The sequence below is a fragment of the Brevundimonas huaxiensis genome (assembly GCF_014218725.1).
Taxonomy (GTDB): domain Bacteria; phylum Pseudomonadota; class Alphaproteobacteria; order Caulobacterales; family Caulobacteraceae; genus Brevundimonas; species Brevundimonas huaxiensis.
In genome coordinates this window covers 350,344-374,172 of the sequence record NZ_JABBJE010000002.1, presented here as the reverse complement: position 1 = coordinate 374,172, position 23,829 = coordinate 350,344, and the positions used below count along the sequence as shown (strand labels likewise).

Sequence of the window (23,829 nt, the reverse complement as noted above, 5' to 3'; positions counted from 1 at the left end):
CGCGCTGCCGCGCGCCGCTGGGTCCCCCGGTCTCGCTGTGCTCGCCGGAGGATGACGAAAGAAGGGGTCACGCCTTCACCCCTCGGGCCCTACGCGCTAAGTCAGCCGCATGACTTTCGCTCCTCTCCCCGACGCCGGCGCCAACTGGGTCGATCGGCATGCGCCGGAGGAGCTGAAGCCGTGGTTGAAGCTGGGGCGGTTCGATCGGCCCATCGGCATCTGGCTGCTGCTGCTGCCCGGCTGGCAGGGGATCGCCCTGGCCCTGGCGCAGTATCGGCAGGCGCCGGGTCTCTACGATCTGTGGCTGTTTATCGGTTTCGGCATCGGCGCCTGTCTGATGCGGGCGGCCGGGTGCGCCTTCAACGACATCGTCGATCGGGATTTCGACGCCCAGGTCGCCCGCACCGCCCAGAGACCCATCCCGTCTGGCCGGATCAGCGTCAAACAGGCCTGGGCCTTCGTGGTGGGATGCAGCCTGATTAGCCTTTTGATCCTGTTGACTCTGCCGACCGTCGCCATCGGGCTGGGCGTCGGGTCGCTGGCCCTGGTCGCGGCCTATCCCTTCATGAAGCGGATCACCTGGTGGCCCCAGGCCTGGCTGGGCCTGACGTTCAACTGGGGGGCCCTGATGGGGTTCGCCGCCGCCCTGCCCTTGGCGGCGGCCGCCTTGCTGCTGCCCCCCGATCTCGCGGGCGCGTTCCGGCCCTTTCTGTGGTCCCCGGCCAGCGACAGCGGCCATGCGATCGACTTGACCTGGCAGGCCTATCTTCCCGCTGTCCTGCTGTGGATCGGCGGCGTCTTCTGGACGCTGGGCTACGACACCATCTATGCGCTTCAGGACATTGAGGACGACGCCATGATCGGCGTGAAATCCTCGGCCCGCCGCCTGGCCTCGGCCGTGCGGCCGGGCGTGGCGGTCTTCTATGGTCTGGCAGTTTTGCTCGCTGCGCTGACGGGCCTGTCCGCAAATCTCGGTCCGCTGTTCTGGATCGGCCTGATCGCCTACGCCGTCCATCTGGCGTGTCAGGTCATACGGCTGGACCGCAACGACGGCGCCCTGGCGCTGAAACTGTTCAAGTCCAATCGCGAGGCCGGCGTCATCCTGCTGGCCGCCATCGCTCTTGGCTCTATCTCCCTGTGATCCCCCGATGATGGAGTTTCCCATGTCGCGCACCGCCCGCACCCTGCTGTTGTCCGCCGCTGTCGCCGCCACGCTTTCCGCATCTCTGGCCGCCTGCCAGCGCAAGGAAGACAAGGCCCAGGCGCCGGCCGCGCCGGCTCCAGCCGCTGCGCCGGCCGTGTCGAACACCCCCGTCGGCTATGACAGCAAGACCCCCTATGCCGCCGTCAAACTGACCCTGCCCCAGGCGATCAAGACCACGCCCGCCCTGCACGCCGCCCTCTATGCCGACACGGTGCGCGACCTGAAGCAGTTCGAGGAAGGCGCCCAGGCCGATCTCAGCGAGGCCGGCGGCGGCCCGAATCCTTATGAAAAGACCATCGCCTTCGCGCCGGGCGCCGAGACCGGCAAACTGGTCAGCCTGGCCCGCACCGATTTCGAGTTCACCGGCGGCGCCCATCCCAACACCAGCTTCGACGCCGTGATCTGGGACAAGACGACCAACAAGCGACTGGGCTTCGCCGACCTGTTCCGGCCGGGCGCCGACCTGTCGGTCCTCGACAACGCCCTGTGCGCCGCCGCCAACGCCGCCAAACAGGCCCGCTCGCCGGGCTCGGAGGCCGCGACGCTGGACGGCAAGATGTGGACCTGCCCCAAGGCCGTCTCGACACCGTTCGTGCTGACGCCGGGCACGACGCCGGGCAAGGCGGGCGGCGTGACCTTCCTGCTGGGGCCTTATCAGATCGGCCCCTACTCCGACGGCCCCTACTGGATCGCCCTGCCGCATAGCGTCTTCCGCGCCCTGCTCAACCCCGCCTACGCCGACCAGTTCGACGGCGCCCCGGTCAAGGCCGGCGACGTGACGCCGAAGAACGGCTGACGCCTGTAAATCCTCCCCCGCCTGCGGGGGAGGGGGACCACAAAGTGGTGGAGGGGGCGGACGCATCACTGCTCTCGCCAGTTCAGATTCGTGCGGTTTTCGCCCCCTCCACCACGCTACGCGCGGTCCCCCTCCCCCGTTTCGCTGCGCTACTCGGGGGAGGATCTTCAAGGCTCACTTCGCCAGAAACGCGTCGATCAGTTCGGCGAACCGCGCCGGCTGATCGGCCATGATGAAATGCCGCGATCCATCGACGCGGATCAGGCTCACGCCGGGCAAGGCCGCATACTCTCGCGCCCACATCGCATCGGCCATCGCCGCCGGCGCCCCGCCGTCTGCATCGGCGGCGTAAAGCGCCGTCACCGGCGTTGTCATGTCCGCCAGCCCCGGCCGCGCATCGGTGGTCATGACATCCTTCATCGCCGAGGCCATGGCGTGTCGGTCGGTCGCCAACGACCAGGCGACGATGTCCGCCTGTGTCGCCGGATTGCGAGAATAGCCCGCCGCTGTCTGCGTCTGGCCGTTGCGGAAAGCCTCCTGCGGGGTGTTCAGGATGCTGCCGGCCGCCTGATCGGCGAAGGGGCGCGCCGTCTCGGCCGTGACCTGAGGCCCAAACAGGGCGGAAAAGAAAGGCAGGCTATCGACGCTCATCAATCGGCCGACGGCCTCGGGATGCGCCTGCGCCAGCCTCAGGCCGACGAGCGCACCCATGGAATGGCCGATGACCGCCGGCTGGTTCAGGTTCGCTTGACGGATATAGCGATCCATCTCGTCCACCACGGGCTGCAGGAACGGGCCGTCGCCGTGCGTCCAGGGTTCGCCGGCGAATCCGGCCGACTGCACCAGATGCACGCGGTGCGTCGCCTTCAGCCGATCCGCCGTCGTTCGCCACACTTCACGCGAAGACGCCAGTCCGGGGATCAGGATCACGTCAGGGCCTTGGCCCACCACCTCGACCGACAGCCGGTCGGAGGTAAAGGGCGCGGCGGCGGACTCCACAGGGGGCGCGGCAGGGGACGCGGCTTGGGCGCGGGCCTGATCGCTGGCCACAGCACAGGCGATCACGACGCCCAGGATGATGGCAAGGCGCGATGGGGCGAAGACGCCCCGGCAAGGGCGAATGAAGTTCGACATCACAGTCTCCAATTGTAAGGTTATTCTGACTTTTCGGTCAGCCCGCGTGCGGGTTTTCGAAAATCTCTTCGACCGGCCGCTCGAACACGGCGGCGATCCGGTAAGCGAGGTCCAGCGACGGATCGTGCCGCTCGGTCTCCAGGGCGATCACCGCCTGGCGCGAGACCCCCAGCGCCTGGCCCATCTGTTCCTGGGTCCAGCCGCGTTCGACACGTAGAAGCTTCAGACGGTTCTTCATCGGCTGCTCCGGATGAAGGGCGAAACGAGGCCGTAGAGCGCCCAGAACACCGGCACGATCAGCCAGGTCTGCATATGCGGCGCCCCGGCGAAACTCTCGCCGAAGCCCCAGAAGGCGGCGACGGCCATCGCCAGTCCTGCGGCGACGATAAACTGTTTGGCGGTGACGCCGCGCACGAACTCGTCGCTCTCGCGCATCAGCGCCAATGTCGCCCATATCTGACCGATCACCGGCGCAGCCACCGCCGCCGCCAGGATCCAGGCCGCCGGCTTGCCCATCAGATCATCGAAGGCGTCTGTGGTCATCATCGCCACGCAAATCGCGACGTAAGGCGCCGTGAACGCCATCGTGCGGATAAGATAGCGCCGATAGGCCGGCGTGCCGCTATTCCATGCCTTCATCATGTCTTGTCTCCCTCTGTAAGGACAACCTGACACCAGACGAACGTCATGTCAACCTGACTTTTTGTCAGGAACGCCGAACATTTTAGCGTCATCTGCGAGAGAGAGACGTTGCGCGCGGCAAGGTAATCATCCCAGCCGCATCATGGGCTATGCCAGCGTGCTGAAGACTGTTACGCGCCAGCCGGAATGACCGTTCTCGATCCCGCCGCCTTCATCCGCGACAACACCCGGCTTCAGCCCGTGCCGCACGCGTCGGAGATTTCCTTGTGGCTGGCGGACGAGATCACGCCGATCTGGCGGCTGACGGAAGAAGAGCTGGGCGAGATGGGGGTGCCGCCGCCCTTCTGGGCCTTCGCCTGGGCCGGCGGACAGGCGCTGAGCCGGTATCTGCTGGATCATCCGCAGGAGGTCGCGGGCAAGCGTGTGCTGGATTTCGCAGCCGGTTCGGGTCTGGTCGGCGTGGCGGCGATGAAGGCGGGGGCGACCCATGTCCTGTGCGCCGACATCGATCCCTTCTGTCAGGCCGCCGTCGCCGCCAATGCGACGGCGAACGGCGTGACGCTGGACTTCACCCAGACCAATCTGCTGGAGGCCGCCCCGCCGGATGTGGACGTCATCTGCGCAGGCGATATCTGCTATGAGCGTCCGATGACTGACGCCGTGCTCTCTTGGCTGGCCCAGGCCCGCGCCAGGGGAACGCGGGTCCTGATCGGCGATCCGGGACGCACCTATTTCCCGCGCACGGGCCTGGATTTTCTGGCCGAATACCGCGTCCCGACGTCGCGCGAGCTGGAGGACCAGGAGATCAAGCGGTCCTCCGTCTGGGCGATGCCTTAAGGCGGCGGCCTCCTTTAAGCGGCGGCCTGCCCCTCGTGGCGGCCTTCGGCGAACTCCTCGATCATCTTGGCGTTGAAGGCCGGAATGTCGTCGGGGCAGCGGCTGGTCACCAGGCCCTGATCCACCACCACCGCCTCATTGACCACATTGGCCCCGGCGTTCTTCAGGTCGGTGCGAATGCTTTCGAACGAGGTCATCGTGCGCCCCTCGACCACGCCCGCCTCGATCAGCAGCCAGGGCGCGTGACAGATGGCGGCGACCGGCTTGCCGGCGTCGAAGAAGGCCTGTACGAACTTCACGGCGTCCTCGTCCGCGCGCAGCAAATCCGGGTTGGCGACGCCGCCTGGCAGCAGCAGGGCGGAATAGGTCGAGGCGTCGACCGCCGCCACGGCCTTGTCGGCCGTGACCTTGTCGCCCGGCGTCAGATGGTCGAAGCCCTGGAACTCGCCGGCCTTCAACGACACGATCTCGACCACCGCGCCCGCATCCTTCAGCGCCTTCATCGGTTCATTCAGTTCGACCAGCTCGACGCCATCGGTCGCCAGGATGGCGACGGTCTTGCCGGAAAGGGATTGGGCCATGAGGAATGCTCCGTTCGTAAAGGGGGTTCGGCGGGATGAACCCACAGAGACTCAAAGGGTTGCGGCTCCGCTTGGCGACGATGACCCGCGTCCCCACATCGTGTCCATGCGATCGCTCCTGACCCTGACCGCCCTGTTGGCCGCTGCCACCACGCCGGCCTTGGCCCAGACCTATCCGCAGGCCGGCCGACCCTACGGCGCCTATCCGGGGGGCGTCCCCGCCGCTATCGCCGACCAGCACCGCTACGAGAACGATCGTCTGCGTTCTCAGGCGCAGTCGAATGCGGACCAGGCGCGTCAACAGCAGATCGAGACCCAGCTTCGCCTGCGCGCCATCGAAGGCGCACGCGAACCGACCGTCGCCCAGACCTTGCCGCCCCGCCCGCTCTACAGCCCCGAGCAGGAGCGGGCCCTGCGCCAGTCCGCCGCCGAACGCCGCCAGCAGACGGCCCAGGGCATGAGCCAGATCGACAACTGGCTTGCCCGCCCCCAATGAAGCGTTCGAACTGACGCATCCCTTCCCTTGCACCCGCGTTCCTGCCTAGCTTAACCAGGATCGGGCGGAGGGATAGGGCATGCGCTGGCAGGGTGGACGGACGGGCGGTGGCGTCGAGGATCGACGGGGTCTAGGAGGCGGAGCCATCGCGGGCGGCGGCCTGGGCGTCGGCGTTCTGGCCATTATCGGCTATCTGGTCTTCGGCATCGATCCTTCGACCACGACTCAACTCGCCAGCCAATTCGGCGGCGTCGGCGCCGAGCAGCAGCAGGGTCAGGTCGGCACGCCGAAGGATCAGGCCGGTCGTTTCGTCGATGTCATCGGCGCCAACATCGATGATGTCTGGTCGCAGAAGCTTGAGGGCTACCAGCGACCCAACGTCGTCATCTACGAACAAGGCACGCCGACCGGCTGCGGCTATGGCCAGTCGGCCATGGGCCCCTTCTATTGCCCGACCGACAAGACCGTCTATCTCGACCTCGGCTTCTGGCAGGAGATGGAGAACAAGCTCGGGGCCTCGGGCGCCGACTTCGCCCGCGCCTATGTCATCGCCCACGAGTTCGGCCATCACGTCCAGACACTGACCGGCACCTCGGATCAGGTTCGCCAAGCCCAGCAGCGCGCCTCGGGTCAGGCCGAAGCCAATCAGTATTCGGTGGCGCTGGAGCTTCAGGCCGACTGCTACGCCGGCGTCTGGGCCCGGAACGCCTCGGCCGTCTCCAACGGTCAGGTCGCTCTTGAGCCCGGCGATATCGAAGAGGGTATGAAGACCGCCCAGGCCATCGGCGACGACACCCTGCAACGGCGCAGCGGCGGTCGCGTCTCGCCCGAAAGCTTCACTCACGGCTCTTCGGCGCAGCGCGTCGAATGGCTGCAGCGCGGCTATCAGTCGGGCGACCCGGCCTCGTGCGACACCTTCAGCGGCGCCTGATCGCAGCGCCCCTTCAGAACGATTGATTGACTGACGATGCATGACCGCGCCGGCACGACCGCACGCCCCGAAGACCTGATCGATCTCGACGCCCTGCTCGGCGCCTATGAGACGACCCGGCCCGACATGGGCGATCCTCAGCAGCGGGTCGTCTTCGGCACCTCGGGCCACCGGGGCTCCAGCCTGGACGGCGCTTTCAATCAGGCGCACATCCTGGCCATCGCCCAGGCGATCGCCGAATACCGCGCAGCCCAGGGCGTCGACGGCCCGCTTTTTCTCGGTCGCGACACCCACGCCCTGTCCGAGCCGGCCTTCCGCACGACGCTGGAGGTGTTGATCCCCAATGGGGTCGAGGTGCTGATCGACGCCCGCGACGGCTTCACCCCCACGCCGGCCGTTTCGCACGCCATCCTGACCCACAACCGGGCGAATGCGCGTCAAGCGGACGGCGTCCTGATCACGCCTTCGCACAATCCGCCCCGCGACGGCGGCATCAAATACAATCCCCCCTCCGGCGGCCCGGCCGGGGGCGAGGCCACATCCGCCATCGCCGCCCGCGCCAACCAGCTGATCGAAGGTGGCCTTACCGAGGTGCGCCGCATTCCCTTCGCCCAGGCGCATGCGGCGGCGGGCCGGTTCGACTACCTGCCCGCCTATATCGACGACCTGCCCAACGTGCTGGACCTGGACGCCATCCGCAACGCCGGCGTCCGCATCGGCGCCGATCCGCTGGGCGGTGCGGCCGTGGCCTATTGGGGCGAGATCGCTGAGCGCCACCGACTGGACCTGACCGTCGTCAACGACGCCGTCGATGCGCGCTGGGCCTTCATGCCGCTGGACGCCGACGGCAAGATCCGTATGGACTGCTCCTCGCCCAGCGCAATGGCCGGTCTGATCGGCATGATGAAGGGCGGCTCGGCCTATGATGTCGCCTTCGGCAACGACGCCGACGCGGATCGCCACGGCATCGTCACACCTGACGCTGGCTTGATGAACCCCAACCATTTCCTGGCCACCGCCATCGCCTATCTGTTCGCCAACCGATCCGGCTGGGGCGCGGACGTGGCGGTGGGCAAGACCCTGGTCTCATCGTCCATGATCGACCGAGTCGTCGCCGGCCTGGGTCGCCGCCTGCTGGAAGTTCCCGTCGGCTTCAAACATTTCGTGCCCGGCCTCTTGGACGGAACCGTCGGTTTCGGCGGCGAGGAATCGGCCGGGGCCTCGTTCCTGCGCCACGACGGCACGGTGTGGACGACCGACAAGGACGGCATCCTGCTGTGCCTGCTGGCCGCCGAGATCCAGGCCCGCACGGGAAGCAGCGCCAGCCAGCTCTACGCCGGCCTGACCGACCAGTACGGGGCCCCCGCCTATGCCCGCGTCGATGCTCCGGCCAATCGCGCGGAAAAGGCCCGGCTTGCCGCCCTCAGCCCCTCTGACGTGACCGCGACCACCTTGGCCGGTCAGCCGATCACCGACATCCTGACGAAGGCGCCCGGCAACGGCGAGGCCATCGGCGGACTGAAGGTCGTCACCGCCGACGCCTGGTTCGCCGCCCGCCCCTCGGGCACCGAGGATGTCTACAAGATCTACGCCGAATCCTTCCTCGGCCCCGACCACCTGGCGACCGTCCAGGCCGAGGCCAGGACCGTTGTGGAGACGGCTCTGGCGGGCTGATCGCCTAGCCGACCGTGATCTCCATCGGCCGTTCGACAAACAGGCCGGGGCCGCCCAGGTCCAGTGCAAGCCGGCGGTTCTCGAAAGCGGCCATGCCGATCAGGGCCTTGGGGAAGCCCGGCACCGCGACGTCGTCATAGATGGCGACCGCCGCCTGACGATACAGTTCGTCGCCGATGGTCAGGGTGCGCACGACGACGGTCTCGGCGCGCACCGTGCCGCCCAGGACGATGCTCTGGCCCGGCGTGCGTTCGCGCCCGTCCAGCAGTCCGGCGGCCTCGGCCGTCTCGCGCGTGACGGCCAGCACGGCCGAGGCGCCGGTGTCGATCACCGCACTGACCGTCGCCCCTTCCAGGGTGATGCCCGCCTGCAAGGCCTTGCCCGCGCGCGTCACCGGCACAGGTTTCAGCGACGACGGCGGCGTCCAGCCCTCGCGCGGCAGGAACCGGACCCGATGCTCGGCCGTATCCAGCTCCAGTACCAGTTCGCGCAGCACGTCCTGCCCCAAGATCAGCGCCGCGCCCAATCCCTGATCGCCGGCCAGCGGGCCCAGGCCGAGGATCGCCGCGCGTAATCCGGTCAGCCGCAAGCCGCCGATCGCCACATCCAGCGTCGTCCCGCGTCCGACCTGCGCGTCGCCGCCGACGCCGTAAGCCACCATCGGGATGTTGAAGACGTTGGTCAGGCCCAGCCGCTCGACCAGCGACCGATCAATGACCGAATACTGCGCCCCGGAATCGATCAGGGCCCGCACGGTCTGTCCGTTGACCATCACCTCGACCGTCGGGGTCGGCGCGCGCGGCTCGGCATAGGGCAGCCAGCCGCTGGAGCCGTTCGCGGCGAAGGCGACCGTCGGCCCGCGCCAGACCACATGGTCGCGCAGCCACCAGGCGCCGCCCACCCCGCCGGCGACCAGCCCCAGCCGGATCAGAAGATCGCGTCGTCTCATGGTTCCTGACATGGACCGTCGCGGCGATCCGCGCCAGCGGGGCGATGTCGCAACCCCTCAGGCAGGACCGACGACATTGCACACAAGGCGGCAAAAATATGCGCCTGAACCACCACTTCTACGCCCGGACGCGGATTGTCGGGCCACAGCCCGCGAAAACCCGACAAAATCATCCAGAAAGCGGGTGACGCCGCCGCCTCGTCTGGCTACGACCATCGGCGTCATGAGCACCTCCAGCGCCCGCTACGTCTCGACCCGAGGCCAATCTTCCGAAACCGGTTTCGCCGACGCCCTGCTGCGCGGCATCGCGCCCGACGGCGGCCTCTATATGCCGACCGCCTGGCCCAGCCTGTCGCCCGCCGCCTGGACCGGAACGGCCGACTACAAGGCGATCGCGCTGCGAGCCATCGCCCCCTTCATCGGCGACGCCCTGCCCGACGGCGCGCTGGAGCGCGCGCTGGACCGACTGACCGCCGGGTTCGACCATCCGCTGGTTACGCCTTTGGTCGAGCTGGAGCCGGGCCTGTTCGTGCTGGAGCTGTTCCACGGCCCGACCGCCGCCTTCAAGGACCTGGCGATGCAGCTGGTCGCCAGCCTGACGGACGAGGCCCTGGCCGCCTCGGGCGAGCGCCTGACCATTCTGACCGCCACCTCGGGCGACACCGGCGCCGCCGCCGTGCGCGCCTTCGCCGGCGCCAAGTCGGTCGATCTGGTCGTGCTTCACCCGCTGGACCGCGTCTCGCCGGTTCAGCGCAAACAGATGACGACGGTCGAGGCCGACAATGTCCTGAACCTGGCCGTCCGCGGTGATTTCGACGACTGCCAGCGTCTGGTGAAGGGCCTGCTGGCCGACGAGGCCTTGCGTGAACGCGGCCGCCTGTCTTCGGTCAATTCGATCAATTGGGCGCGGCTGGCCGGCCAAATCCCCTACTACGTTTCCGCCACGGCCCAGTTGGGCGGAGCCGCGACCTTCGTCGTGCCGACGGGCAATTTCGGCGACGCCTTCGCCGGCATCGCCGCTACGAAAATGGGCCTGCCGTCCGAAGGCTTCGTCGCGGCGGTGAACCAGAACGACGCCCTGGCCCGCGCGCTGAACGACGGCCTGTATTCGCGCCGTCCGGCGGTCGAAAGCGGCAGCGTCTCCATGGATGTTCAGGCGCCGTCCAACTTCGAGCGGCTGGTGTTCGAGGCGACGAGCCGCGACGCCGAGGCGACGCGCGGGGTGTTCGAAACCTTTGCCCGCGACGGCGCCGTCGCCTTCGATCCGGACCTTCTCACCGCCCTGCGCAACCAGGTCTCGGCGGTCTCCATCGACGAGGACGAGACGCGCGCCGAGATCGCCCACGCCCATCAGGCCTGGGAGCGCGTCGTGTGCCCGCACACGGCTGTGGCGCTGGCCGCCGCGCGTCGCCAGGACCGCTCGAAAGGCCCCGTCGTCGCTTTGTCCACCGCCCACCCGTCCAAGTTCGGCGACTTCGTCTCGAACGTCCTGGGCTTCGAACCCGAACCCGCAAACGTCATCGCCGCCCTGGGCGACAAGCCCGAGCGGTTGACGATCGTCGATGGGACGATGGACGCGACGCGTGACGCCGTGGCGGCCTTTTCAGACCGCCACTAGACACGTCTTAGCGACGACCGCCGCCGGTCAGGGCGCGCAGCAGAAGCAGGCCGACGCCGGCGACCGACAGGGTCGTGACCAGCGGACGCTTGCGCGCTTCGGCTGCGACGGCGCGGGCCTTGTCGCGGTAGTCGGCGGGGACCTTTTCGACCAGGCGATCGACCGAATCCATCGCCTTGCCGAAGGTTTCCAGCGAGCGGCCCTTGGCGTCGTTATAGGCGCCTTCGACCTGCATCTTCTGGTCGCCGACCAACTTGCCGACGCCTTTTTGGAACTTGCCTTGCGCCTGCGAGGCGGCGCCGTTGATGGTTTCGTCAGTCATGATCTTCGTCCTCGGGGAGCGGCGGACTTCGCCGTTGCACCATCAAAATCCCGGCCAAGCTTTCGGTTCCAGCGACGAAGCCGCGCAGGCGCCTCAGGCCGGCTCGGTCGCGCGCCAGTGGTCCATCCGACGCAGGAAGACCGCCGGATCCTTGGGCGTCACCAGATTGGCGGGATCGTGGAAAATGCGGTCATGCAGCCGTGTCACAGTGAACCGCAGGGCCGCCGCTTCGCCCAGGCGCGGCAAGGCTTCCCGCTCGGCGGCGTTCAGCGGCCGCACGGACTCATAGCCGCCCTGGAAGGCCGCCAGGGCGTCCGGCATGGCCCGCCCCTCTGCGTCGAAACCCCAGGCCGACAGGGCGATGGCGAGGTCATAGGCGAAGGCGCCGGTGCAGCCGAAATAGAAGTCGATCACCGCCGAAACGGCGCCGTCCTCGAACAGCAAATTGTCGGGGAAATAGTCGGCATGGATCGCCCCGCCCGGCAGATCGGTCGTAAAGGGATCGCCCAAGCGCGCCAGCGTCGCCTGGACCTGTCTCAACAACGCGCGATCCGCGTCGGACGACCGCTCTTCCCCCTCGGCGCAGCGATCGACCAACCGACGCCACATGGCCGGCCCGACCGGATTGACCCGTTTCAGATCGAAGTCGGCCGCCGTCAGATGAAGCCTCGCCAGCACGGCGCCGGCCGCCGCCTGATCGGCCGATGACGGCGTGCGCAGCCAGGCGCCGGTCTTCCATTCGATCACCGCCGCCGCCCGGCCGTTCAGTCGTCCAAGCCAGGCTCCCGACCGGTCCTCGATCGGCGTCGGGCAAGGAAAGCCGCGCGCCGCCAGATGCGCCGTCAGCCCCAGGCAGAACGGCAGCGACGCCTCGTCCGTCCGACCCTCGAACAGGGTCAGGACGAACCGACCGCGTGTCGTGTCCAGCCGATAGTTGGTGTTCTCCACACCCTCGGCGATGGCCGTCAGCTCGACCACCTCGCCGATGTCGTAGCCGACCAGGAACGCCTGGGCGTCGGCGATGGAAACGGGGGTGAAGACGGCCATGGCTCTAGTTTAGGCCCGCATCGGCGCGGCGTGCACGCACGATCTCGGCCAGGTCCGCCATGATGCTCTCGGTCGTGGCCCAACGCCCGGCGCCCCGGCCCCGGCAGCGCCAGACGCGGCCGTCGGCGCCATAAACCTTCAACGCATTGCCCTCGCCGCGCAGGGTCGAGAACAGCGGATCGCCATGGTCGGCGTTCAGCGACACCGACGGGCGGATCACCCCGTCCTTCAGATGAGCCGCGCCGATCTGGCGCACCCCGCCGGCGGCCGAGGTCGCTTCGGTCAGGTGGTCGCGCGGCACGTCGCCGTCGGGCGAGCGGCCGAACGCCTCATGGCACAGCAGTCGCACCTTGGCCGCCGCATCCAAACCTTCCAGATCCGAGGACGGGTCCTCCTCCGCAAAGCCCGCCGCGCGCGCGTCGGCCAAGGCTTCGTTGAAGGCCGCGCCGTCGCCCAACCGCTCCAGCATGAAGTTGACCGTGCCGTTCAGCACCGCCTCGAAGCCGACCACCTCGCCGGCCGCACGGGCCGCGCGCACCGTCTCGATCATCGGCGATCCGCCCCCGACCGAGGCCGACCAGAAGATGCGTCGGCCATTGGCTTTCGCCAGGTCTTGCAGCCCGCCCGGATCGCGGCTGACGGCCTGTTTGTTGGCGCTGGCGACATCGCAGCCGGCCTCGAGCGCGGCGCGGATCACCGCGTGGCCCGCCTCGCCTTCCGACAGGGCCTCCAGCACGATGTCGGGCTTCCTGGCCCACAGGTCCGCCGGGTTGGAGGTGAACAACGAGGCCGGACAGTCCACGTCGCGGGCCTTCTTCGGATTGCGCACCAGCACGCCCACGACCTCGTAGCGAGGATCGTCGAGCAGCTTGGCCAGAACGCCGCCGCCGACCACGCCGCACCCGGCGACCGCGACCTTCAGCGGCGGCAGGGCGGGCGCGGGGCCGGGCGGCGCCGACTTGTCGCCGATGACCGTGCCGTCGGCGCGATCCAGCGCCGCCACCTCGATCTCGACCCCCCGGCTTTCGCCCAGGTCGATGGCGTCATGCTGGACCAGAGCGCCGCCCAGCTTGCGCGCCACGTCCCAGGAGGCGCGGCGATAGCGCAGGGCCGGGGCCGTCTTGTCATTGGGGTCGTGGTCATAGAGGCCGTCCACATCCTTGACCAACCGCACCTTTTTCAGCCCCAGCTCGGCCGCGAGGAACACCGCCGTCAGGTCCGATCCGCCCCGTCCCAGCAAGGCCACCTTGCCGTCCGGCCGCACCGCGCCGAACCCGGGCACCACCACCACCTCGTGCCGATCCAGCGCCTGTTTCAGATGGTCGGGTCGCAGGCCGCAGGGTCGCGAATGCTCCGGCTCGCCCTCCGCCACGATGCCCAGTTCGCGCACCGACAGGGCGCAGGCGTCCAGGCCGATCCGGTCGCAGGCGATGGCCACGAGCGCCGCCGACTTCTCCTCGCCCAGGGCCACATAGCCGGGCAGCAGGTCGTTGGAATGGGCCAGACCCAGCGCCCTCGCCTCGCCCAGCAACCGGTCCGTCGCCCCGCCGAAGGCCGAGACCACCGCCACCACCTTTCGGCCCGCACGCACATGGCCGTAGACGGCCGAGGCGACAAGCGGCGCCTCGGCCGGGCTGCGCAGGATGGACGAGCCGAACTTCAGCACCACGACCTCGGGCCCAACCCTGTCTGGTGAAGGCTGACTGCTGGGATCGAGGCTTTCGGATTTTTCTACGACGGCGAGTTGGGCGGACATCGGGGTTCTCGGGAAAGGTCGGGATGGGGTGGGGTGAAAAGAAAAACCCCGCCTGGCGGACCGGGCGGGGTTCGGGTTCTGCGGTTGCCGAGGTTCGGCGCGCTAAACTCGTCCCGCCCGTTCGGGCATGGTGGTGGTGCCGGTGGTGCCGCCGATAATCGCGCCGCCGAGGATCATGCCGAAACGCGTCGCGGCGAGGCCGGCGACGGTTGAAACTTCGGCGATGAGCGAGCGCTGTTGCACAGGGCAGGTCCGGTTGAAATCTGATGTCAGGGTGATCGGACGACCCCCGCTCTGTCAAGTCGTCGTGGATTATTTTTTCACGACAAGACGCTTATGGTGCGTTTTCACCCCCACGGCGTCGACAGATGTCATCAATGAGGTTGAATTTTTCGCTTGACCGGCGCCGCCCGGATCATCAACGTAAAGTCACTCATCAAGACCAGCCGAGGGATTAGGCCCTTTGACGCTGGGGCAACCATCGGGTCTCACAGCTCGAAACGGTGCCAACTCCTGCGGGGTCCTTCGGGGTCGCGAGAGATGAGTGGAGCATCGACGAGACGACGCTCCACGCTCTGTCACCGCATCGAGACTTGCTGAGCGAGAACGATGCGGAACGACGATGACCCTGGCCGACACCACCCTGCTCGAAGACCCCGACTGTCGCCGCGCGACAGCCATCACCCCTGTCCGCGAACCGACGCGTGAGCGCGGCGGCGCCCGCGACGTCATCGTTCCCATTCCCGCCGACTTCCGCCTCGCCTCGGGCGAAAAGCTGAACCAGCCCAATATCGTCGGCCGCCTGCATGGCCGGATCGGCGCGCCGGTCGTCGTGGTCGCCGGCGGCATCTCGGCCGGCCGCTTCGTCCACCGGACGGAAACCAACGGCCTGGGCTGGTGGTCGGGCGCCGTTTCGGTGCGCGGGCCCATCGATCTGAGCCGCCTGCAAGTTCTGGCCGTCGATTTCGCCCCCGGCGCCGAGTTCCTGGACAAGGCCGTCACCATCACCACGCAGGACCAGGCCCGCCTGCTTGCCCTGGTGCTGAACCATCTGAAGATCGAGCGCGTCGCCGCCTTCGTCGGCTGCTCCTACGGCGGCATGGTCGGCCTGGCCTTCGCCGAACTGTTCCCCGACTGGGCCGAGCAGCTGATCATCGTGTCGGCCGCCCACCGCGCCCATCCTCAGGCCACCGCCTGGCGCGGCATCCAGCGCCGCATCCTGCAGTTCGCCGTCGCCGCCGGCCGTCCGGAAGAAGGCGTCGCCCTGGCCCGCGAACTGGCCATGACCACCTATCGCACGGCCGAGGAGTTCGACGACCGCTTCGACACCACGGCGCCCAGCGCGGTCGGCGGCGCCTATCCCGTCTGCGACTATCTGACGGCGCGGGGTCAGGCCTACCGCACCCACACCACCCCGGCGCGCTGGCTGTCGATGTCCGATTCCCTGGACCGCCACAGCGTGACGCCCGAGGCCATCACGACCCCCGTCACCCTGATCGGCTTCACCTCCGACCGGCTGGTGCCGATCGACGACATCCGCGAACTGGCCGCGCGGTTGCCGACCCTGTGGCGCTTCGTCGAGGCGCCCTCGCTCTATGGCCACGACGCCTTTCTGAAGGAGGACGCCTTCGTCGGCGACATCCTCCGCGCCGCCTTGAAGGACATCAAAGCATGACCCGTATCGCCAATCCGCACACCATCGCCGCCCGCACGGGCGTGGATACGGACACGGCCCACGGCGCGGTCATGCCGCCGCTGTATCTGTCGTCCAACTATTCCTTCGCCGGCTTCGATCAGAAGCGGAAGTACGACTACAGCCGTTCGGGCAATCCGACCCGCGACGTTCTGGCCGAGACCCTGGCCGAGCTGGAGGGCGGCGCCGGCTGCGTCATCACCGCCACCGGCATGGCGGCGGTCGACCTGCCTTTGACCCTGCTGGAGCCGGGCGATCTGCTGATCGCCCCGCACGACTGTTACGGCGGCACCTGTCGCCTGCTGAACGCCCGCGCGAAGAAGGGGCATTTCGAACTGCTGCTGGTCGATCAGAGCGATCCCGTCGCCTTCGAGGCCGCTCTGGCGCAGAAGCCCAAGCTGGTGCTGGTCGAGACCCCGTCCAACCCGCTGCTGCGTCTGGTGGACGTCGCCGACATCTGCACTCGCGCCCATGCGGCGGGCGCCAAGGTCGTGTGCGACAACACCTTCCTGTCGCCGGCGCTGCAGAACCCGATCAAGCTGGGCGCCGACTTCGTGGTCCACTCGACCACCAAATTCATCAACGGCCATTCGGACGTGGTCGGCGGGGCGGTCATCTCGGCCGACGCCGAGGATCACCAGACCCTGGCCTGGTGGGCCAACTGCACCGGCGTGACCGGCTCGCCCTTCGACGCCTATCTGACCCTGCGCGGCGTGCGCACCCTGTTCGCCCGGATCGAGCGGCAGCAGGCCACGGCGGGCAAGATCGCCGAAAAGCTGGCCGCCCACCCGGCGGTCAAGGCCGTCCATTATCCGGGCCTGAAGTCGCACCCCAACCACGTCCTGGTCGCGGCCCAGCAGGCCGGCCCCGGCGCCATGCTCAGCTTCGAACTGCAAGGCGGCACGGACGCCGTGCGCGATCTGGTCGAGACGCTGGAAATCTTCACCTTGGCGGAATCGCTGGGCGGCGTTGAAAGCCTGATCGCCCACCCGGCCACCATGACCCACGCCGCCATGACGCCGGAACAGCGCGCAACGGCCGGCATCGGCGATGGTTTGGTGCGCCTGTCGGTGGGTCTGGAGCATGTCGAGGACCTGATCGCCGACCTGTTCCCGGCGCTGGACGCCCTCGTGCCCGCAACCGCTGCGGCCGCGTAACTTTTTGCTTGCAGGAGGAGCCGAACCGGGGCACATGCGCCGCCCCGGCCGCGGTCCCTTCGTCTATCGGTTAGGACGTCAGGTTTTCAACCTGAAAAGAGGGGTTCGACTCCCCTAGGGACTGCCACCGGCGGCGCCTCTGCAGCGCCCTTCCCGGACATTGTCGAGCGAACGCTCCGACCCCGGATTAAGATTTCGGTAACCATTTTGTCCGGAAGCGGGCAGTAAGCCTCTCGATTCATGGACTTTTTTCGGACGGAGTCAGGAACTATCCACAGGGACTGTGGTTAACCCATCGTTAGCTCGGCGCAGAAGCGCCTCTCCCTCCTGCACCGAGATCCTCATGTTTATCGCCATCGCCCGCCCGGCGGTGGAGCCCAAAGGCCCCGACGCCGTCGCCGTCCCCGGCTCTCCCGCCATCGCCGAACTGTCGCCCCGCGCCCTGCATGCGCGCCTTCTCCAGAACGCCGCCCTGCGCCGCCTGCGCGGACTAGAGCGCCGCAGAGAGCAGCGTCTCGAAGACGCCGACTACTGGCTGCATGCCGCACCGATCGCCGTCCGGAAAGCCAGCGCCCTGCGGGAAGAACGCAGCTTCTCGCCGATCCCCTGACAGTCGCTTCACACCTCTGAATACCCATGGCGGTGATTTGGGGTTGATTTACCGACCGTTGGTATCCGACAAGTGCGGATGGGCGAAGTCGGATCGGCGCTGACATCTGCGAAGGCGATCCTGGTCACAGGCGGCGCGGGCTATATCGGCGCCCATGTGTGCGAGGCCTTGGCGGCCGCCGGCTATCGGCCCGTCACCTATGACAACCTGTCGACCGGCCGGCGCCGGTTCGTGCGCTGGGGGCCGCTGGTCGAGGGCGATGTCTGGGACGCGGACAAGGTGCGCCACACCCTGATCGCCCACGATATCTGCGCCGTCATGCATTTCGCCGGCTCGTCAGTGGTCCCGGAGTCGGTGCGCGCGCCGCTGGATTATTACCGCAACAATGTCGGCGGTCTGTTCGGCCTGTTGGGCGGGATGCGAACGGCGGGCGTGAACCGGCTGGTCTTTTCCAGCACCTGCGCCGTCTATGGCGATCCCGGCGGCGATCCGATCACCGAGGCGACGCCGCTGGCGCCCGTCACCCCCTATGGCCGCTCCAAACTGGGCTGCGAACAGATCCTGTCGGACGCCAGCGCCGCGCACGGGCTGAATGTGATCGCGCTGCGTTATTTCAACGCCAGCGGCGCCTCGGCGTCAGGCCTGATCGGCGAAGATCGGCCGGTCGAGACCCATCTCATCCCGCGCGCCATGATGGCCTTGCGCGGCCAGATCGACGATTTCGCCGTTCATGGGATCGACTATCCGACACCCGACGGCACGGCGGTGCGCGACTATGTCCACGTCTGCGACCTGGCTCAGGGCCACCTTGCCGCCCTGACCCAGTTGCTCGGCGACCGACGCGGCTTCTTCGCCTGCAATCTGGGCGCCGGTCGCGGCCATTCGGTGCGGCAGGTGCTTGAGGCCATCACGGCGCACAGCGGCCTTCGACTGCCCGACGCAGCCGGAGCGCGCCGTGCGGGCGACCCGTCGCATCTTGTGTCGGACATCACCTTGGCCCGTCAGGCGCTGGGCTTTGCGCCACGCCAGTCGGACCTGCCTTCCATCGTCGCCAGCGCCTGGGCCTGGCACAGCCGGGTCATCGCAGTTCGGGCATCCGGCGGCGCAGCGAGGCTTTCAGCTTTTCGAACTTCTGCCCCGCCGACTTGGGCCTTACCCGCCGACGCAGCTCCAGCCCTCCACCCCACAGCGCATGGACCGGCGCTTCAAGATGCGGATGGCGATCATGCTGATGGACAATGGGGCTGACGCTGGCGTCCGGATTGACGACCTTGCCCCCCTCGAACCTCAGCATCTCGCCGGGCGTCAGGCCCAGGGTCGCCACGCGCCCGTAGTTGGGACGAACGGTCATCGCCGTCAGACCCTGATGGATCGCCATGTTGAAGGCCGCCTGATCGGCGCCGAACGCCCCGCCGATCTCGGACCGCGGCGTCGCCGCCAGCGACAGGATCAGTCGCGACAGCCGCGAGACCTCCGCGCGTGGCCCGACGAGGGTGCCGACGCACAGACAGGCCTTGTCGGCCAGCTGCCGCGCTTGGGCCTCCCCGAACAGGGCGCGCAGATACTTCATGTTGAAGGCATGATCGGCCAGCGGCGTCTCGGCCTCGACATAGGCCTCAAGCTCCTTCGGCGCCGGATCGAAGGGCGGCGCCTGGAAGATCACATCGCGCACGTCGCAGGCCAGGGCCGCGCCGGGCCGCTCGCCCAGCAAACCAGCGAAGGCCACGAACCGCTGCATCACCGGATGCGGCGCCCATCCGCGCCAGACCGGCGCATCGACGGCGGTCACCCGATGCTGGGCCAGAAAGGCGCGCAGGGCCGGTTCAGCATCGACGACGAGAGCCACAGGACCCTCGAACACGGCCCGCAGCGACAGGACGAAGGGCGCGATATCGGCCGCGTCGTATCCGGTGGCGTAGCCGACGACGACATCACCGTCCGGCAGGGGCGTAAACCGGCGAGCGACCTCGAACGCCTCGGCCAGCCAGTCCAGATAGTCCGACCGAACCGCCCCCTGTTTCATGGCGTCAGCGATCGCCCATCAGATCGGCGAACCGGTCGAACAGATACAGGCTGTCGGTCGGGCCGGGCGAGGCCTCAGGGTGGTGCTGGACGCTGAAGATCGGCTTGTCCTTGACCGCGATGCCGCAGTTGGTGCCGTCGAACAGGCTGACGTGGGTCTCGGTCACCGCGTCGGGCAGGCTGTCGCGATCGACGGTGAAACCGTGGTTCATCGACACGATCTCGACCTTGCCGGTGGTCAGATCCTTGACCGGATGGTTGGCGCCGTGGTGGCCCTGATCCATCTTCACCGTCCTGGCGCCCAGGGCCAGGGCCAGCATCTGGTGGCCCAGGCAGATGCCCATCAAGGGCTTGCCGCTGGCGACCAGCTTCTGGATTTCAGGCACGGCGTATTCGCCTGTCGCAGCCGGATCGCCCGGACCGTTGGACAGAACCACGCCGTCGGGATTGCGGGCCAGAACCTCTTCCGCCGTCGTCGTCGCCGGGACCACGGTGATGCGCGCGCCAGTCGAGGCCAGGGCGCGCAGGATGTTGCGCTTCACGCCGTAGTCGATGACGACCACGTCCTTGCGGCCCTCGGTCTTCGGATGACCTTCCGGCCAGTCCCACAGACCCTCGTTCCATTCGAACGCCTGCAGGGTCGAGGCGGGCTTGGCCAGGTCCAGACCGACCAGCCCGGTCCAGCCCTTGGCCTGGGCGACCAGGGCCTCCAGGTCGAAGTTTCCGTCCGGGTCGTGGGCGATGACGGCGTGTGGCGCGCCCTTGTCGCGGATGATCTTGGTCAGGGCGCGGGTGTCCACCCCGGCCAGACCCACGACGCCGCGCCGCTTCATCCAGTCGTCGAAACTGGCGTCCGAGCGATAATTGGCCGGATCGGTCGGAACGTCGCGGAAGATGGCGCCGCGCGCCGAGGTGTCGGACCCGCCGCCCATCTGCTCGATGTCTTCGACATTGGTCCCCACATTGCCGACGTGCGGGAAGGTGAAGGCCAGGATCTGGCTCATGTACGACGGATCAGTCAGGATTTCCTGATAGCCGGTCATGGCGGTGTTGAAGACCACCTCGCCCAGGGCCGAGCCGACGGCGCCCACGCCGACGCCCTGCAGGATCGTGCCGTCCGCGAGCGCGAGAACGCCGGTGGCGCCCGGAAGAATCTTCGTCGTCATGGGCGCGCTCCTAAAATCGAATCCGGCCGATACGAAGGCCGAAGGCAAACGGCGGCGTCGTTAAGCCCTGCCGCCTGCCCCGTCAACGTGGCGCGCGTCACCGCCCGTCGGTGATCGACGCCGGACCGATCAGCTGGAACGTCGCCTTGGCCCCGCCCTGGGCGTGCGGCGCCAGCCAGACGTCGAACAGACCGGGCTCGATGCGCCAGGTTTCGTCCGCGCCGATGAAGCCCAGTTGGCGAGCGTTCAGGGTGAAGGTCACCTTCGTGCTCTGGCCCGGCTTCAGCGACACGCGCTTGAAGTCCTTCAGCAATCGGCCCGGCTGGGTCAGGCTGGCGACCCGGTCGTGGATATAGAGCTGAACCAGCTCCTCGGCCGGATGCGACCCGGTGTTGGTCACGGTCACGGCCAGATCCAGCGTGCCGGCCCAGGCCAGCTTGTCGCTCTCCATCTCGACCGGCCCATAGCTGATCGCGCCATAGGTCAGGCCATAGCCGAAGGGATACAGCGCCGTATTCGTCGTCTCGCGATAGCGGGCCTTGTATTCCTCGTTCGCCAGATCGGGATTGGCCGGGCGGCCGGTGGTCTTGCGGTCGTAGGAATAGGGCTGCTGGCCCGACTTGTGCGGGAAGCTGACCGGCAGGCGCGCCGACGGGCCGTGATCGCCGAACAGGACGTCGGCGACGGCATGACCCAGCTGTTCGCCCAGGAACCAGGTCACGACGATGGCCTGGGCGTTCTTCACATTGCCTTCCAGCGCCAGAGCCCGGCCGTTCCTCAGCAGGATGACCATGGGCTTGCCCAGCGCCGCCATAGCGTCGACCAGGGCGACCTGCGGCGCGGGCACCACGATCTCGGTGCGTGACTGGGCCTCGCCCGACATGTTGGTCGCTTCGCCGATGGCCAGGACGATGACCTCAGCGTCGCGTGCGGCGGCGACGGCCTGCTCGATCCCGCCGTCCAGCGGCGTCTCGACGCCCGAACCGCGTGCGACGGTCAGGTTCTGCGGATCGCTCATGGCCGCGCGGAAGCCGGCCTCCAGCGACACGCGTCGCTCGGGCGCGCCCCAGATGGTCCACGGCCCCCAGACATTGTCCACGTCGTCGGCGAACGGGCCGACCAGGGCGATCTTCTGGCTCTTCTTCAACGGCAGCAGGCCGTTATCGTTTTTCAGCAGCACGACCGACTTGCGGCCCGCCTCACGCGACAGCTCGACGTGCTCGCGCGAGCCGACCACCGCCTTTTCACGCACCGGATCGGTGCCGCGATAGGGGTCGTCGAACAGGCCCAGCGCCGCCTTGGTGTTCAGGACGCGGCGCACCGCCTCGTCCAGACGCGCCATCGACACCTCGCCCGAGGCGACGAGGCTGGGCAGATGTTCCAGATACAGACCCGACACCATCGACACATCGACCCCGGCGTTGAAGGCCAGGCGGGCGGCGTCGCGGCCGTCCTCGGCGAAGCCGTGGGCCACCAGTTCCTGCTCGGAGGTGTAGTCGGAGACGACGAAGCCCTCGAAGCCCCATTCGCCGCGCAGGATGTCAGTCAGCAGCTTGCGGCTGCCCGAGGCCGGCACGCCGTTGACGTCGTTGAAGGCGCTCATGATCGACAGGGCGCCGGCGTCCACCGAGGCCTTGAACGGCGGCAGGAAGACCCCGCGCAGCGTCTGCTCGCTCATGTCGGTGGTGTTGTATTCGACCCCGCCGACGGCGGCGGAATAGGCGGCCATGTGTTTGGCGGTGGCCAGGACCGCGTCACGGTCGTCCAGACCTTTTTCGCCCTGGAAGCCGCGCACGCGGGCGGCGGCCAGCAGGTTGTTCAGCAGTACGTCCTCGCCCGCGCCCTCGACGTTGCGGCCCCAGCGCTGGTCGCGCGCCACGTCCACCATGGGGGCGTAGGTCTGGTGAACGGCCGACGCCGCCGTCTCGACCGCCGCCGCCCGCGCCGTGCGCCGCGCCAGTTCGGTGTCGAAGGCCGCCGCCTCGGCCAGAGGCACCGGGAAGATGGTCGACAGGCCGTGGATCACGTCCGCCGCGAACAGCAGCGGGATCTTCAGCCGGCTTTCCTCCATCGCGACGCGCTGGATGCGACGGCCCGCCTCGGCGCCGATGCCGTTGAACAGGCTGCCGACCTTGCCTTCGCGGATCAGGGCCGTGACGCGCGCGGGATCGCCCGTGCCGTCCAGCGGGTTCACCGCCGTCGGCATCCAGCGGAACGGATCGGCCAGCAGGTTCAGCTGGCCCGCCTTCTCCTCGACCGTCATGGCCGCGATCAGATCCTCGATCTTCTGGCGGTGACGGGCGACGGTGCGGGACGCTTGGGCGGAAACAGGCATGGGGAAAACTCCGGCGCCCATCAGGGCCAAAAGCCCCAGGCCAGACAAGAAATTTCTACGGGAAGCCGCAGGCTTGAGAGGTCGCGTCATTTAGTCTGGCGCTCCTTTCGGGGGACAATCGAGCAGCGAAGCGAGAGGCCTAGCCTCTCGGCCCCGACGGCTTCAACCCCCGCTCGCCATGTAAATCGATGTAACGCCCCGCTGCGCGGTCACGCCGCGTTTCGCCGCCATCATCCCAGGGCGATATCCAGGAACATCATACCGACCAGGCCGATCATCAGGCCGATCATCGACCCCTCGCCCTTGGACTTCTCGCGGGTCTCGGGAATGATCTCGGCGGTGACGACATAGATCATGGCCCCCGCCGCCAAGCCCAGCCCCCACGGCAGGGCGCCGGGCAAGAGATCGACCACGCTGGCGCCGATCAGGCCGCCGACCGGCTCAACCAGGCCCGAGGCCAGGGCCGCCGCGAACGCCGGCCAGCGGCCGTATCCCAGGGTCGCCATCGCCGCAGACACCGCCAGACCCTCGGGCATGTTCTGGATGCCGATGCCGAGCGCCGTGGACAGCCCTTGATGCAGGTCGCCGCCGCCGAAGCTGACGCCCACGGCCGCGCCCTCGGGGAAGTTGTGCAGGGTGATGGCGATGATGAACAGCCAGATGCGCCGCGACAGGTCGCGCGATCCCGCCGGTCCGATGGCCAGCATGTCCACCGGCGCGAACCGGTTCATCAGGCCGATCACCGTCGCCCCGATCAGCACCGCCGCCCCCATGACGCCGGCCGCCGCCGCCGGACTGGCCCCGCCCGCCTGCAAGACGTCCACGCCCGGAATGATCAGCGAAGAAGGAGGCCGCCAGC

The 23,829-nt window shown here is 68.1% G+C and carries 23 protein-coding genes, 1 tRNA gene, 1 pseudogene and 1 riboswitch; of the genes and pseudogenes, 12 read left to right on the top strand and 13 right to left on the bottom strand.

What is annotated here, in order from left to right:
* The first annotated feature begins 109 nt into the window (after positions 1 to 109).
* The gene (locus HF680_RS07075) at positions 110 to 1,141 is read left to right on the top strand and encodes a UbiA family prenyltransferase (protein WP_185224546.1); all 1,032 of its coding nucleotides are present in this window, start codon (positions 110 to 112) and stop codon (positions 1,139 to 1,141) included.
* Positions 1,142 to 1,163: 22 nt separating this feature from the next.
* Positions 1,164 to 2,000, top strand: a complete 837-nt coding sequence (locus HF680_RS07070; protein WP_205196084.1) for a DUF3298 and DUF4163 domain-containing protein — start codon at positions 1,164 to 1,166, stop codon at positions 1,998 to 2,000.
* 174 nt (positions 2,001 to 2,174) lie between these two features.
* On the opposite strand, the gene HF680_RS07065 is transcribed toward HF680_RS07070, so the two are convergent.
* The 3 genes from HF680_RS07065 to HF680_RS07055 are packed head-to-tail and all read right to left on the bottom strand — an operon-like array spanning position 2,175 to position 3,776.
* Positions 2,175 to 3,134 carry an alpha/beta fold hydrolase gene (locus HF680_RS07065; RefSeq protein ID WP_185224544.1) on the bottom strand — a complete coding sequence of 320 codons (960 nt, stop codon included), beginning with the start codon at positions 3,132 to 3,134 and terminating at the stop codon, positions 2,175 to 2,177.
* Positions 3,135 to 3,171: 37 nt separating this feature from the next.
* Entirely contained in the window at positions 3,172 to 3,372 is a 201-nt protein-coding gene (locus HF680_RS07060) for a helix-turn-helix transcriptional regulator (protein WP_039244155.1), read from the bottom strand.
* Positions 3,369 to 3,776 (bottom strand): hypothetical protein, encoded by a 408-nt coding sequence (locus HF680_RS07055; protein ID WP_045809750.1) that lies wholly within the window; start codon positions 3,774 to 3,776, stop codon positions 3,369 to 3,371. The genes HF680_RS07060 and HF680_RS07055 overlap by 4 nt, the downstream gene beginning before the upstream one ends.
* A gap of 186 nt (positions 3,777 to 3,962) precedes the next feature.
* Between HF680_RS07055 and HF680_RS07050 the strand changes: the two genes are divergently transcribed.
* Positions 3,963 to 4,613: a class I SAM-dependent methyltransferase gene (locus HF680_RS07050; protein WP_045809749.1), complete on the top strand. Its 651-nt coding sequence runs from the start codon at positions 3,963 to 3,965 to the stop codon at positions 4,611 to 4,613.
* Positions 4,614 to 4,627: 14 nt separating this feature from the next.
* On the opposite strand, the gene HF680_RS07045 is transcribed toward HF680_RS07050, so the two are convergent.
* Entirely contained in the window at positions 4,628 to 5,194 is a 567-nt protein-coding gene (locus HF680_RS07045; protein WP_185224543.1) for a type 1 glutamine amidotransferase domain-containing protein, read from the bottom strand.
* A 106-nt stretch (positions 5,195 to 5,300) separates the two neighbouring features.
* Between HF680_RS07045 and HF680_RS07040 the strand changes: the two genes are divergently transcribed.
* From HF680_RS07040 to pgm, 3 genes are all read left to right on the top strand, one after another.
* Positions 5,301 to 5,690 (top strand): hypothetical protein, encoded by a 390-nt coding sequence (locus tag HF680_RS07040; protein ID WP_185224542.1) that lies wholly within the window; start codon positions 5,301 to 5,303, stop codon positions 5,688 to 5,690.
* A gap of 79 nt (positions 5,691 to 5,769) precedes the next feature.
* Complete coding sequence (gene ypfJ, locus HF680_RS07035) at positions 5,770 to 6,621, top strand: KPN_02809 family neutral zinc metallopeptidase (protein WP_039244150.1); 852 nt, start codon at positions 5,770 to 5,772, stop codon at positions 6,619 to 6,621.
* A 36-nt stretch (positions 6,622 to 6,657) separates the two neighbouring features.
* On the top strand, positions 6,658 to 8,295 hold the full coding sequence (pgm, locus tag HF680_RS07030) for a phosphoglucomutase (alpha-D-glucose-1,6-bisphosphate-dependent) (protein ID WP_185224541.1): 1,638 nt from the start codon (positions 6,658 to 6,660) through the stop codon (positions 8,293 to 8,295).
* Between the two features lie 4 nt (positions 8,296 to 8,299).
* Here the strand turns inward: pgm and HF680_RS07025 are convergent, their stop codons facing one another.
* Positions 8,300 to 9,244 carry a retropepsin-like aspartic protease gene (locus HF680_RS07025; RefSeq protein ID WP_185224540.1) on the bottom strand — a complete coding sequence of 315 codons (945 nt, stop codon included), beginning with the start codon at positions 9,242 to 9,244 and terminating at the stop codon, positions 8,300 to 8,302.
* 184 nt (positions 9,245 to 9,428) lie between these two features.
* On the opposite strand from HF680_RS07025, the gene thrC reads away from it, so the two are divergent.
* On the top strand, positions 9,429 to 10,862 hold the full coding sequence (thrC, locus tag HF680_RS07020) for a threonine synthase (RefSeq protein WP_317134010.1): 1,434 nt from the start codon (positions 9,429 to 9,431) through the stop codon (positions 10,860 to 10,862).
* A 7-nt stretch (positions 10,863 to 10,869) separates the two neighbouring features.
* Here the strand turns inward: thrC and HF680_RS07015 are convergent, their stop codons facing one another.
* The 4 genes from HF680_RS07015 to HF680_RS07000 form a co-directional block, all read right to left on the bottom strand.
* Complete coding sequence (locus tag HF680_RS07015; RefSeq protein ID WP_185224538.1) at positions 10,870 to 11,184, bottom strand: CsbD family protein; 315 nt, start codon at positions 11,182 to 11,184, stop codon at positions 10,870 to 10,872.
* 93 nt (positions 11,185 to 11,277) lie between these two features.
* Complete coding sequence (gene thrB, locus HF680_RS07010) at positions 11,278 to 12,231, bottom strand: homoserine kinase (protein ID WP_185224537.1); 954 nt, start codon at positions 12,229 to 12,231, stop codon at positions 11,278 to 11,280.
* Between the two features lie 4 nt (positions 12,232 to 12,235).
* Positions 12,236 to 13,987, bottom strand: coding sequence for an amino acid kinase family protein (locus HF680_RS07005; RefSeq protein ID WP_185224536.1), 1,752 nt, complete (start codon positions 13,985 to 13,987; stop codon positions 12,236 to 12,238).
* 102 nt (positions 13,988 to 14,089) lie between these two features.
* On the bottom strand, positions 14,090 to 14,230 hold the full coding sequence (locus tag HF680_RS07000) for a hypothetical protein (protein ID WP_168189957.1): 141 nt from the start codon (positions 14,228 to 14,230) through the stop codon (positions 14,090 to 14,092).
* Positions 14,231 to 14,417: 187 nt separating this feature from the next.
* A riboswitch (SAM riboswitch) is annotated at positions 14,418 to 14,534 on the top strand.
* A gap of 75 nt (positions 14,535 to 14,609) precedes the next feature.
* On the opposite strand from HF680_RS07000, the gene metX reads away from it, so the two are divergent.
* From metX to galE, 5 genes and pseudogenes are all read left to right on the top strand, one after another.
* Positions 14,610 to 15,662 carry a homoserine O-succinyltransferase MetX gene (metX, locus tag HF680_RS06995; RefSeq protein WP_185224535.1) on the top strand — a complete coding sequence of 351 codons (1,053 nt, stop codon included), beginning with the start codon at positions 14,610 to 14,612 and terminating at the stop codon, positions 15,660 to 15,662.
* On the top strand, positions 15,659 to 16,837 hold the full coding sequence (gene metB, locus HF680_RS06990; RefSeq protein WP_185224534.1) for a cystathionine gamma-synthase: 1,179 nt from the start codon (positions 15,659 to 15,661) through the stop codon (positions 16,835 to 16,837). Before metX ends, metB begins: the two co-directional genes overlap by 4 nt.
* A 52-nt stretch (positions 16,838 to 16,889) precedes the next feature.
* Positions 16,890 to 16,964 (top strand) — tRNA-Glu (locus tag HF680_RS06985).
* A 216-nt stretch (positions 16,965 to 17,180) separates the two neighbouring features.
* On the top strand, positions 17,181 to 17,447 hold the full coding sequence (locus tag HF680_RS06980; RefSeq protein WP_039244738.1) for a hypothetical protein: 267 nt from the start codon (positions 17,181 to 17,183) through the stop codon (positions 17,445 to 17,447).
* 78 nt (positions 17,448 to 17,525) lie between these two features.
* Positions 17,526 to 18,515, top strand: a pseudogene (galE, locus tag HF680_RS06975) (UDP-glucose 4-epimerase GalE); the annotation flags it as partial.
* Between the two features lie 10 nt (positions 18,516 to 18,525).
* Here galE and HF680_RS15980 read toward each other — a convergent pair.
* The 4 genes from HF680_RS15980 to HF680_RS06960 all read right to left on the bottom strand — a co-directional run bounded on the left by HF680_RS15980 (position 18,526) and on the right by HF680_RS06960 (position 23,794).
* Entirely contained in the window at positions 18,526 to 19,470 is a 945-nt protein-coding gene (locus HF680_RS15980) for a hypothetical protein (protein ID WP_231576550.1), read from the bottom strand.
* 4 nt (positions 19,471 to 19,474) lie between these two features.
* Positions 19,475 to 20,635 (bottom strand): glutamine-hydrolyzing carbamoyl-phosphate synthase small subunit, encoded by a 1,161-nt coding sequence (gene carA / locus HF680_RS06970; protein WP_045809737.1) that lies wholly within the window; start codon positions 20,633 to 20,635, stop codon positions 19,475 to 19,477.
* 97 nt (positions 20,636 to 20,732) lie between these two features.
* Positions 20,733 to 22,970, bottom strand: coding sequence for a glycoside hydrolase family 3 N-terminal domain-containing protein (locus tag HF680_RS06965; RefSeq protein ID WP_185224532.1), 2,238 nt, complete (start codon positions 22,968 to 22,970; stop codon positions 20,733 to 20,735).
* Between the two features lie 230 nt (positions 22,971 to 23,200).
* Positions 23,201 to 23,794: a ZIP family metal transporter gene (locus HF680_RS06960; protein ID WP_317134009.1), complete on the bottom strand. Its 594-nt coding sequence runs from the start codon at positions 23,792 to 23,794 to the stop codon at positions 23,201 to 23,203.
* Positions 23,795 to 23,829: the final 35 nt, after the last annotated feature.